This window comes from Gilliamella sp. ESL0441, from assembly GCF_019469185.1.
Taxonomy (GTDB): Bacteria; Pseudomonadota; Gammaproteobacteria; order Enterobacterales; family Orbaceae; genus Gilliamella.
In genome coordinates this window covers 2,140,537-2,154,248 of record NZ_CP048264.1, presented here as the reverse complement: position 1 = coordinate 2,154,248, position 13,712 = coordinate 2,140,537, and the positions used below count along the sequence as shown (strand labels likewise).

2 protein-coding genes are annotated in these 13,712 nt (G+C 37.1%); both read left to right on the top strand.

Features of this window, described 5'->3' with window-relative positions; genetic code table 11:
• The first annotated feature begins 162 nt into the window (after positions 1–162).
• Positions 163–3,711, top strand: a complete 3,549-nt coding sequence (locus GYM75_RS09540; RefSeq protein ID WP_220215726.1) for a hypothetical protein — start codon at positions 163–165, stop codon at positions 3,709–3,711.
• A complete protein-coding gene (locus GYM75_RS09535) occupies positions 3,711–13,589 on the top strand; it encodes an SdrD B-like domain-containing protein (protein ID WP_220215725.1) in 9,879 nt (3,292 codons plus the stop codon). Before GYM75_RS09540 ends, GYM75_RS09535 begins: the two co-directional genes overlap by 1 nt.
• Positions 13,590–13,712: the final 123 nt, after the last annotated feature.

Genomic DNA, 13,712 nt, shown 5'->3' with positions numbered 1-13,712 from the left:
AAATAATTGAAAATAGTAGTAAGTATTTAACTATCAAATTTTAAATACACTGTTATTATACACTAGAAGCTATTTCGTACATTATCTTCTCTTTATTTTTAGGGTACATCAGCCTCATTTTTATAACAATAGATGTAATTAAGTGAAAGGAAATTATAATTCATGGTCAAATGTAATCGTTTCCGGAGATTTTCTAATCTGGGTATAAGTTTTATTTTGCTATTTGGGGTAAACTCTGTTTATGCAGGTAGTACAAATGTACCTAAATTAAATATTATTCGGGATGAATTTAACGCAGAAGAAAAGCTTAATTTAAGTATCTATAACCCAAAAGTGAAGTTAACGTCACAAGGATTGTTTACGACACCGATGGGGCTTTATATTTACACTAACTATCCCACTAAAATCGCTGAATATCAAATCACCATTTACCGTCAATCGGATGTAGATAACCGTCAACCGATAAAGACCTTACGATTTAAAGAAATCAGTCCGTATGAAGCGGTGTTATGGCATGGTGATACCGATAATGGCGAGCCGTTATCGACAAATAGCGAGTATAAAGCGATTTTAACTACCACCAGTTATGACGGTTTAAAAGACAGTGTTTATGCGACATCGTTTAAGACCTTAGGTCAGGGCACAGCAGACTCTGGCAGTGATTTTATTTCCTACAACAAACCCGATAATCAATCGGGCTCAGGTCATTTATTTTTTGGTCAATTGAAATCAGATAGCACGATACCGGGGTTTGGCGAAAGCCGGATAGACCATCAGGGTATTGTGAGTGATGCTCAGGACCGGAAAGTCGTTATTCAGATGGCGGGCTTAAAAGGTAAACAAGGGGTGATGCTTAATGGCGAGCCTTTAGTGGTGGATGCCGAGGGCCGGGCGATGCGGGAGATGATTTTATCGCCGGGTGAGTATCAGTTTGATTTAAGCTGGCAGGATGAATCGGGTCAGAAGCAATCGCAACAGGAAAAGTTGGTGGTTGAAAAGAAAGATGACATTTTTTATGTGGGTATCGTGGATGTGACGTATGCGCAAAACAATGTCAGCGGAGAAGGGCGTTCGATACTCGAAGAGGCTGACAGTCACCACTACAGTGGCAAAGGGAGCTGGGATGGTCGGGTAGCCTTTTATGTCAAAGCGAATAAGGGTGATTACCGGTTAACGGCGCATTTAGACACAACAGAAACGAAGCTAAAAAATGCCTTTGGTCATTTAGGTGAAAAAGACCCGACTCGTTTTGCGCGTGAAATCGACCCACAATCTTACTATCCGATGTACGGAGATGGTTCGACCACAGAAAGTGATGTGGATACGGAAGGTAAGTTTTATATCAAATTAGAGAGAGGCAAAAGTTACGGGTTATGGGGTAACTATACCACACAGATTACCGGTAATGAGTTTGCCAATTTTAACCGCAGTTTATACGGGGCAAAATTATATCACGAAAGTGAGCAGTCGACCCAGTATGGTGATACCCGCACATTAGCGACAGTGTTTTTATCGAATGGTGAAACCCGGGGCAGTCACAATGAATTAGCATCGACCGGTGGTAGTTTATACTTTTTAAAACATCAGCGTATAACAGAAGGGAGTTTAAAACTGTCGGTAGAAGTGCGTGACCGTAATACCGGTCGGGTACTGAGTACCAGCACCCTGACCGAAGGGGTTGATTATGAAGTGAACCAGTTTCAGGGTCGGGTGATGTTAACTAAAGCCCTGCCGATGACGACAAACGGGGGCACAGGTAGCTCAATTATCGAAAGCGGTAATCTGGTTGGGGGCGACCCGGTGTGGATTATTGCGGAATATGAATATTATTCAGACGGTTTTGACTTTGACGGTCAAAAAGTGTTTGGTGGTCGGGCTTATCACTGGTTAAACGACCATATTCGTATTGGCGGGACATATATCAGTGAAGACCAGGCAAGCGGTGAAACGTATGAGTTAAAAGGACTGGATGTGATTGTCAGACCGACGCAGGGAACACATACGCATTTTGAATATGCCAAAAGTAAGGCCGGGATGAGTGATATTTTTGTGTCGAGCAATGGTGGACTGTCATTTAATCAGACGGTGTTATCGGGTGATACACGGGGAGCGGCATGGAAGATTAACCAAAAAATCGAATTCAGTGATTTGACCGGTGAGGATATTCCGTTAAGTTTTACGGGTTATTACTCAATGCAGCAGGAAGGCTTTTCGTCCTTTGCTAAAGCCCGCAGCAGTGATTTAGAAGAGTGGGGTGGCGAATTACGTTATGACTTTGAGGCGGATAAAAAAGGCGTCTTACTGGGTTACAGCAGTGAAAAAGACAAGGCAAATTATGTTGAAAAAATAGCCCGCGCACAATACTACACAACACTCGGAGACTTATATAAAACGGCGTTAGAGTTACAACAACGCAATACCCATAATTATGGTGATGCTTCTACCCGTGAAACCTTAGTGGCAGCGAAAATAGAGCGTTCGTTTTTTGGTGGACGGGATAAAGGTTATTTCATCCAGCAAATGACGATGACTAAATCGGGTGATGTGTCTGATGACAATCGCACTACCTTAGGGTACAGCTCACAAATTACCGAAAGCATCAATTTGGGTGCAGAAGTTTTTGCATCAAATCGGGGTGCCGGTGGTGGCGTTCAGGGTAGCTGGGATGTGAATGACCGCACCAGTTTATATACCAAAGTCTTAAATGATGTGGACTCGACCTCGGGTCGGGGCATTACGACGGTTGTCGGGGGACGCAGCAAAGCGACCAGCCAGATGGAGCTTTACTCAGAGCGACAATTTAAAACTACTAAAATTGACCGAACCACCTCTGATGTTTACGGGGTGACTTATAAACCGACTGAATCTCAGTTTGTTGAAGGGTCTTACTCGGTAGGACGGGTGAATAACCGTAACCGAAACCGTACTAGTTTAACCGGAAATGATGAAACTCGTCGGGATGTGTATGCAGTAGGATACGGTTATAAAAATGATACCGTTCAGGTGCGTAACCGGGTGGAATACCGGATAGATGAAGGTAGTGAGCGTATCCGCCAATGGGTAACGACCAACCGGGCAAAAACGACCGTGAACGAGAACCTCAGCTGGATGGCGCAGTTTGATTTTGCGAAAACACTTGGTAAACAAAATAATTCGAACGATGTTTTGAGTAACTACACAGAATCGACAATAGGCTTTGCTTATCGCCCGTTATCCATCAATAACCTGAATTTATTCGGTAAGCTGACGTATGTATATGGTTTAGATCCGGATGATCAGCTGATAGCGAACTCGACGTCGTCAAATAGCAAAAGCTATACCTCAAGTCTGTATGACCAAAAGAGCTGGGTGTGGTCATTAGAAGGTGTATATGAGTGGAATGCGAACTGGGAAACAGCGTTTAAAGCGGCGCACCGACAAGGGCATTTACGTTACAAAGGTGAAAGCTCATGGTACTCCTCAGGGGCAAGCTTGTATGCAATACGCCTCAATTACAAGACAGGTGACTGGGAATACCAGATAGAAGGTCGAACGTTACGTACCGATCTGGCAGATGACCATAAAGACGGGATTGTGACCAGTATTTACCGAAATGTCGGTGACAATATCAAGATGGGAGTGGGTTATAACTTTACGGATTATAACGACAACTTAACGCACCTGAACTACCGTTCACATGGTTGGTTTGTCAATGTAGTAGGGAGTTTCTAATGAACAGTTGGCAAAAAGTTAACAGTGGTCAAATGCATTTACCCATGCAAATCAATTCAGACCAAAAAGTTGAAAATCAAAAAGAAGAGAATTTACGCATATCAGGAGAAAAGATAATGCGAACTGCGCATAATGCAACAGTGAAAATGAATGCTAAAAAAAGATCGTGGGTTGATGCTCTAGGCTATAAAGTGTTATTACAATGTCTAAAATGGATGTGGCTATCCATCTTTATGTCATTTGCAGTAGTATCGATAGCTAATGCAATTCCAATATCGGGAAGAGTATTTTTAGACTACGATGATACCGCAGCTAAAGTAACATTTCCGTTACAAGGTCTATCCGTTACATTAAAAAACGATGAAAATGTCTTAATAGCAAATCAACAAACAAATGATGATGGTCAGTATAACTTTGAAGTTAATACATTAGGGAATTATGTCGTTGAAATAGCAACCAATAATGGTGAAAAAGTTTCCAAAAACGTAACTGTTAGAGGGGCAACAGGTGAGTTAAGTCAAAACCTCTTTTTAAAAGGAAAAGGGGGAACTATTCGTCTAAAAGTTAAAAATGGAACAGATGCAGGTATTAAAGATATTCCAGTAAAAATACGTACTCAATCAACGTTTGGAATGGTAACCAATACGGATAATAATATCGTATTAAAGACAAATAATAATGGCGAAATAGAGATAAAAAACACCTTATTAAACGTTAAATATGAGGCCTATTTTGATGAAGATGTTGATCTCTTTTTAAAAACTCAAAATTATAAATTATGGGATGTAACACTACCAGATAATAGTCATCAATATGCTAAACTCATTTCTTTTAAGATGGTAGGTTCAGATCAAAGCGGACAGTTTAATCTTAAACATCGTAATACCAATTCTGTTGATGGTGTTGTTGTGGTTGATAGAAATAACAACAATACCTATGAAGCTGATATTGATACTGGTCTACAAAACATGAGGGTCGAGCTGTATTATTCTGGTACAACAACCAAAGTAATGGGAACCGATACAGTTATTACGGGCGGTGATGGTAAATACAGCTTTCGTGATCTAGCTGTTGCCACTTATGATATTCAGGTAACAAATGTCACTTCTCCGCCTTTTACTACTGATAGTAAAAACAGGGCAAAAGCACAATTAACAATACCTGACTCAACAGGGGTACCTAGTGGTCCTAATTTCCTGTTTCAATTAGATCCTTACGATACATCTTTATCAAGTATATCCGGAAATGTGTTTGTATTAGGACCTCAGCAATATATTCTAGCCGGTCCGGATTCAGGTAAAACGGACAATAATCTTCCACTTGCGGCTCAAGGTAGTACAGGACTTAATACCACTGTTGATCTTTACCAACATAATGGAACCGATTGGGAAAAAATTGCTTCTCAATTCACTGGTAATTTGGGCGCTTATAAATTTGTCGGATTAGTAAAAAATAAAGATTATAAAGTTGTTGTCACAGAGTCAAATATAAATTTAAATAATACTGTTTTTGTTAATGATACAGACGGTAAGTCAACCAGTACCTCCTCTAAATCAAAAAGTATTCATAAAGGTAAGGTCACATTAAGTAATGGTACACAAGCTAACATTGCGGCTAAAGAGATTATTGTACCTAAACTTAATGACAGAAAAACTAACCAAAATTTTTGGTATTCACCAATACGTAAAAATTTAGGTAATTTATTAGTCGTCAATTATTTGAAAACAGCTAATGGGAATTGGAGTTGGAGTTCAACGATTAATGGGCTTGAAGCAATTACCGCCAGTACTTATACTAAAATAGCCTTTTTTGAAGAAGATGGTGTGACTCAAGCAACCGATTTACAAGGTAATAAATTAGAAGTTAGCTATCAAAAACCAGGGTTTTATGGAGTAAGAGGCTCACAAGATTATCCTATCGATCATGCCGGTTTGTTTTATTATTCTGTTGTTGAATATGATACGGATAATTTAAATTATCCCGAATCATATAATGGCGAATATTCGATTAATGTCACTCCAAATAAAACTTGGGAAGACACCATCTATTTTACACCAAAAAGACCCAATACGATTTCTGGATATGTTTATTTAAATAATAGCCATCGAGGGGCTTTAGGATCTTATAATCCAAATCAAGATACACCTATTAAACAAAATCGGGTTATTCTGGAACGCAAAGTGTCTGGAAAATGGACAGTTATCACTGAATTTGCAACCGATAACAATGGTTATTACAATTTCACCAATTTGCCTAACGGAGAGTATCGTGTTACTGCTAAACAGGAGTATGGTGGTGATAGTAATATCAAGGCTGGCGATGTTGATTTCGAAAATAATGATCAGAATAGGGGAGCAAGTATCGATCCTAATGATAACAAGAAAACGATATCAAGCATTGTTGTTAATGCGAGTGGTGGTAACAGATATAACACAGGCACTAACATCTGGTATAAATTGAAAATTAACGAAGATGTTCTTCGTGGCACAGTATTTTTAGATACATGGTTAGGCGATGGTGAGATACAAACCGGGCAAATGTACAATGCTAATGACCTACCATTAAGAAATGCGGTCGTTTTACTTTGCGAAGATAACAGTTCTAATGATTGTACTGAAAACGGAAGTAATTTTATTGGTAAAAAACTAACCAATGCCAAAGGAGATTATAGTTTTCAAGGGCAACAAGATGGTATCAATCGTAATGTCACTTACATCGTTAAAGCTATATACCCAGGGACAACTTCTGTTACTAATACCGCTAAAGAGTTAGCGCCAAGTTATAAAGTAAAATTTAAACAACTTGATGTCCCGATGACGAAAAACTTTTTAATGCAAGGTAAAGGAGAATTTTCGGGAGCACCGGTTAATGATTTAAATGGCGATATGGATTATGCAGGTGAGCAAACATTAGAAAAAGGCGATGGATATTTTGATCTCTATTTCTGGAATGGTAGCGCATATGAAAAATGGAGTGTTATTGGTGATTACTATCGAACAATCAACCTAAAATCATTACCAGAAGGCAAATACCGTATTGTCCACCAAGCAGATAAAAATAAATATTTAGATATTGCCGATAAGGATCCTTCTTCACCTCCTGGTACAGTAAACTTTGAAGTTTTAGCTGATGGTACATTAGTTAATATGGATAAGAATAATCAATGGTTTATGCAAGCAAGGATAGCGCCTTCAGGACTAAGTGAAGCTTTGTCAGGTAACATTTATTTAGACATCACTGGATCAACTGAAAAAAATGAACAATCCGTTTTATTAACATCAGATGAATTACAACGGTATAATCTATCAGATTTATCTGTAGAAGGGGTCTTTACACCAAGAATTTATCCTAATTACTATGATAGAACGAAAAGTATCGATTCAATCTTAGCTGATCCTGATTTTGTTGATAACAAGGTAAAACAAAATGGGCGATTTGTTTATAATAAACAAAACTCAACTCGTTATAATAATTTATATATAACGAGCATGTTACTGCGATTAAATGGATTGGATAAAAGTACTTTCAAATTAGTTGGTAATAGCAGTGCGTCTAAAACAGAAAAAAATTATCTTCCAGATGAAATAAAAACGAATTTGGAATATATGCAGGTTTATTTATTACCAAGAGGCGTACCGAATCAATATTGGTTAATTAGAGCCAATAATAATACTGAAATTAGCGGTCAGCTTTATTACGATTATGATGATAATGGTAGTTTTGATTCGTCTAAAGGTGATGTGCCAATTACAGGTGTACGTGTCGAAATTTATCGTAAAGGCAGTAATAAATTATATTCTTATACCAAAACGGACAATAACGGTAAATATCGTTTCAGTCATCTTTTAAATGATAATTACACGATAAAAGTAACGGATACAGGCTTAGATAATCGCTATGAATTGAAAAGTCCTTCTGATACCGTAAACGATGTTCAAATCACTGCATCGACGCCAATTTTATCAGGTGGTGGTTTAGACTTCATTTATAAAAAAGAGGGGGATGCATCGATATCGGGTTATGTCATGATCGATATCAATAATAATGGTCAACCCGATATCAGTTTTAATAGAACAGGTGATCTTCCTGTTTCAAATGTAACTATTAATTTATATAAAGGAAGTGACGCAACAGGAACGCCATTTAGTACGCTTAAAACCAATGAAATTGGCTATTATAGTTTTAGTTTAAGTAAAGAAGATTCGAAAGCTAGCCTTTATACTGTTGAAATTGAACCGCCAAGCGGTTATGGCGTGATAGCGAATGCGGATAACAATACGAAGAAAACTTTAAATCCGATATCTTTTAATACTAAAGGTGGTAGTCAGAAAGGTAAATACTTCTTATTAGCAGGGAAAACAAATGCTAATCCATCGGCAGGTATTACCAGTACTACCGCAACAAATAGTGGTATTTCGGGCAAAACATTAATTGGTGATCCTGCTGCTGCAACAGGTAATCCATTAGGTGGGGTATTACTCAGTTTATACGATGCTACGACGAATAAAGAGATGGTTCGCCAGTACAGTGATGCTAATGGAGAATATCATTTCTATAATTTGCCAGATGGTAACTATAAAGTCAGTGTTATTTTGGCCCCACAAAATTATGTTATTGTTGGGAATAGCGAAAACTCAGTACAACCAATTGATACCATATCAAATATCGCTATTAATAATCGAGGTATTGACGGTAAGATATTCTATTATAGTCAAGCTAGCTACGATGGCATCCAAGGTAATGTTTATATCGATTTTAACGATTCAAACCAAGATTTGAATCATTTAAATCAATTTGGGTATCCACTTGACAGCTCAGTACAGGCAACTGTTGAATTATATTCAGGGTTAAATGCTAGTGGACAGCCGTTGATGACTCAAAAAACGACCAATGGTCATTACCATTTTGCTAATCTTTTATACGGAACGGGTGTTAATTATTCTGTTAAAATCATAATGAATTCCATTAATGATTATGATTTCAAACAAAGTAAATCAGGCAATCAAGCACAAAATATTGTTATTCCTGTCAGTGGATTACCTTTAGAAGGATCACTTGATAATCATTATCTTGTTTTAGGTAAGCAAAAAATTGGTGGTGATGTTTGGATTGATTACAACAACAATAAAATGAAGGCAGATGATGAACTTGCTAATGATGTGACAGTAAATCTAAATTACAAGGTGCCAGGTTCAAATCAATATAAAACGCTTAAAACAATTACCACGAATAATATTTCTTTAAATGGTAATTCGTCGAAAAATGGTCAATATCTTTTCGAAAAGCTACCTATCAATTATTATTATCAAGTGGAAGTCATTACACCAGATGGCGCTAAACTTATTCCTGCATCAGAGATAGCAAATAATAAAAATATCATTGATTTTATGCCGCTAACTAATGATGATTTCAGTAGTAGTACTGGATTTAATTATGGCGGTATTATCACAGGACAAGTAACGATTGATGTGGATAATAGTCAAAGTAAAACAGATGTTGATACTGGTTTTGCTAATGTTGAACTTAAATTGACAAAAGTGTCAGGCTCAAATCCTAATGCGACTAATAATCAAGCAACTTTATCTGTAATAACTGACAGTTCGGGAAATTTTAAATTCGAAAATTTATCACCGGGACATTGGATTCTTACAGCTAATAGTTCTCAAAATGTGCCTGATTGGAATAGCTATGTTTTAAACTATACTTCAATAAATAATATAAAGGTTGTTGCTAAAAATAATAGTTTTTCATTAGATATCAAAATATCTGCAAATCAATCGACTGTTGACGATATAAACATTGGTTATCGCGGTAGCAGTAAAATCACAGGTTATGTGGTTATCGACCGAGATAACGATGGTCAATATAGTCGAAACGATATGGCATTTGGTCAGTTATCTACACCAATAACCCCAGTAATAATCTTAAATTCGGTAAACAATAAATCGGGCTTCACACCTAAAGATATATCGGTTGATCCATCTACAGGTGCTTTTGAAATAGAAGGATTAAGTCAACATAATTATGAAATTACAAGCTCAGTAAATCATAATGATTATAAACTTGTCTTTAGTCCCGGAAATCCAGCAACGCCATCGGCGATAGCAACGTTTGATATTAATGGTCCGAATGACAGTCGGTATGAACTTAATCCAGAAAAACGTGCTTTCGGTTATCAAATTAAACGCAACTTATCAGGAACAGTTTATTTGGACGCAACCGGAAATGGTTCTTATCAAACATTCCATACAAAATTAGAGGGTGCTGTTGTAAAAATTGAAGGTGAGTTTAATAACAAAAAAGTGACTTATACCCAAACGGTTGGTAGCGATGGCAACTTCTTATTTAACAATATAACAGAAGGTAAATGGACAGTTTCTGTTTCACATCCAACACGTTCAAGTTTAGTTTATAGCTATTTTGTTGAAAAATCAGTAAGTTCAAGTGGGAACAGTACTAATAGTATTAGTTATCAGGTTGATTCAAATACCGGTCAAGAGATCAAACTTGATCTAGGTATGAAAGGTCAAAGCATAATTACAGGTATGGTTGTTCTGGACAACGATGTCGATGAACAATTGTCACAAGGTGATACCGGTATTGCTAATTTAACCATAAACCTAATTGATCCAACTAATGATACTGTTATCTATAAACAAACGAACACTGGCAGTAATGGCTATTTTGAATTTAATGATCTATCGAGTGGTAATTATCGAATTCGAGTGACTGACCCTACAAACGCTTTAAGTGGTTATGTCATTAGCTTTAGTCCGACAGGTAAGGCATCGACGAATAATGCATTCGATATTGCTACGATAATTGTTTCGGCGGACAACGATCAAAAAGTCAGTAATAATTTTGGTTATAAAGGTAACATAGGTATTAGTGGTCATATCTATCAAGATATTATGGGTAATGCTGTTCATAATGCTAATTATCCTACGTTATCAGGGGTAGAGGTGAGTGCTATCAATCAAAGTAATAACGCAAAAGTTTCGAGCGTATCACTTGCCGATGGTAGTTATGCAATAAACAACCTAACGTCGGGTGTGTGGATTGTTAAAATTACAGGCTATCCCCAAGATTGGAATTATAGTTACGTCAAATACGCTGTAAATTATTTGTCTATTGATCAGGTCAATCCTGGCGAGTTGAAGCTAACCATTTCTGCCACAGATACTGCAGGTAAAACTATCGATTATGGCTTGAAGGGTAGTGCTAAAATTGCTGGGCAAGTGGTTGTCGATATGGATGTCAATGATAATGCCGGTTTAAATTACCATGCGGCAGCTATTGATAGACCTTTAAATGGCATCCCTGTTACCCTCAAAAGTAATGGATTAAGTGGTGCGCCTGAAATCAGAACGACAACGGATAACAATGGTCATTACCAGTTCGATAATTTAACGGCATACAATCAATATGAAGTGAGTGTTGATGATAATACGTTAATTCAGTCTGGATATGAAATCAGTTTCAGTCCAGCCATGGTTAATGGTGGAAGTGCAAGTAATCATGACACGTTAGCGGTAACGAGTGTTAATCAATTAGTTGACAATATTGATTATGGTTATAAAAGCCAAAAAACGTTAAAAGGGACAATTTACAAGGATTATTCAGGAAAAGGTATACATCAGACATATCATAGTACTTTAGCGGGTGTTACTGTTGAAGCAAGAGACGTAAATAATCCTAATATCCGTCTAACTGCGGTTAGTGATGCTAGTGGTCAATATGAAATCAATAATATTGCAGAAGGCGAATGGATTATTACTATTCAACCAGTAGCAGGTTCAGGCTATAGTTATAGCTATGTAGTTAAACCACAGAATATAACTTCTACAACGGTTACAAATGGAATCAAACTTGATATTAATTCTACATCATCGCCATTAGTTACTAATGTTGATTTTGGTCTAAAAGGTCAAGCAAGTATTAGTGGTCAGGTTGTAATTGATATCGATACCAATGATGGTAATGCAATTACTGCACAAGATATTGGTATTGATTTACTGTTCCCTCATTATACTGTTGAATTGTTTGTCGAAAATGATCTAGTTGATACCGCCGAAGCAATAAGCACAGGAACGAATATTGACGATCTTGGTCAATATAAGTTTGAAAACTTAGTGTCTGGTGTTAACTACAAAGTAAAAGTGTCTATTCAAGATTCTAATTATATTAGTAGCTTTATGCTAACAGATAGTCGTATTACTGCGACAACAAATAAGACAGATAACGAAATGGAGGAAATTTACCAATTTGCAAGTGCAACTGATCAAGCTCAAGGAGTGATTTTTGCTTGGAGTGGTATTAGTGGTATTAAAGGTAAGGTGTTCTTAGATAATAATGATGACGGAGAATACAATCCATCCATTGATAGCTCAGTTAATGCACCTATCACATTACTATTTGAAAATGTCAATAACCCAGCTATTCACTTTACACACTCACTAGCAGCTAACGCTATTGACTATGAAATTAAGAATATCATACCTGGTAAGTGGAAAATTGAAGTTACGGGTATACCGACGACTTTGAAAGCAAGCTTTGACCCAGATGATGCTCATCATGATAGTAATGGTACGTTAAAAACGCCTAAAACAGAGAATGTAGCCATATTAGATATCTCTGGTAGTTTAGTTGATCAAAACTTTGGTTATATTAATGGAGGATTCATCGAAGGAAGAATTCTTGACGATAATCAAGGTAAAGGATTAAGTGGTGCTGCCAATTACAAAGGCTTAAAAGGTGTAAATGTTTACTTATTAGATAGTGATAAAAAGCATATCTTAGATAATAGTGGTAAACCAATTACATCGGTAAGTAGTGAAAATGGTAAATTTAGTTTCCGTAATCTGATTATTGATAATAATGGTGGTATACGATACTTCGTTAGAGTTCTGTATGGGGATTACAATGATGGTAGTGTAAGTGTCAATCGTAGTAATCCATTATTTGATTTGATACCGTCATTTGAGCAATATACAGATAATAATGGCAATGTGGTTGAACATGATTTAATTAACTTATCCAACCCACCAGCTTCGGTTACATTCAATGGTGTGGGTGGAGCGCATACAGTACCGGTTGTTTTAAAAGATCCGGCAACAACCTTTACTCGATTGGCGAGTGGAATGTTATTAGGTTATCGTAGTACTGATGCGGACGTAACAATCATTAAAACAGCATTAAAAGATAATGTGGTTGTCGGTGATATCGTGCCTTACTCAATTCAAATTATCAATAATAGTGCCCGGACTTCAACTATTAAGATAAAAGACATCTTACCAGCAGGCTTTAAGTTTGTTAAAGGTTCTACACGTTTAGATGGGAAGAAAGTTGCAGACCTTAGTGGTGGAAGAACAGTTACTTCTCAGGTAATAAAATTAAAATCTAACGGTAAAACTACACTAACTTATATGTTGGTTGTGGGTTCAGGGGTCACTCAGGGCGAATATATCAATACAGCTAAAGCGATTAATTCATTAACTGGACGAGTAGTATCTAATACCTCTCAAGCAACGGTAACCGTCACCGCTGATCCATTATTTGATGATGCACTTATTTTCGGAAAAGTGTATGTAGATAGAAATGGTAACGGCGTTCAAGATGAAGGTGAAGAAGGTTTGAGTGGTGTAAAACTGGTTACAACTCGAGGGGAAATTATTACTACTGATACCAATGGTCGTTACCACTTAGTTGGCGTATCGGGCGGTCGTTGGGAAAGAGGAGCCAATTTTGTCATTAAATTAGATACAAGAACATTACCTAAAGGCTATGAAGTTATTGGACGAAATCCTAAAGTGATACGAGTGTCACCAGGACTTCCAAGCAAACTTGACTTCATGGTTTCTGAGGAAAGTAATCCATAACATATGGATAACAAGCAAAATTTGGATATGGATATCCAAATTGTAACGTCAAGTTACATTTACATATTTATTTCAGACTTGTTCTGCTTTGTTTTCATCCCTTTTCAATAATAGGGAAGGGAT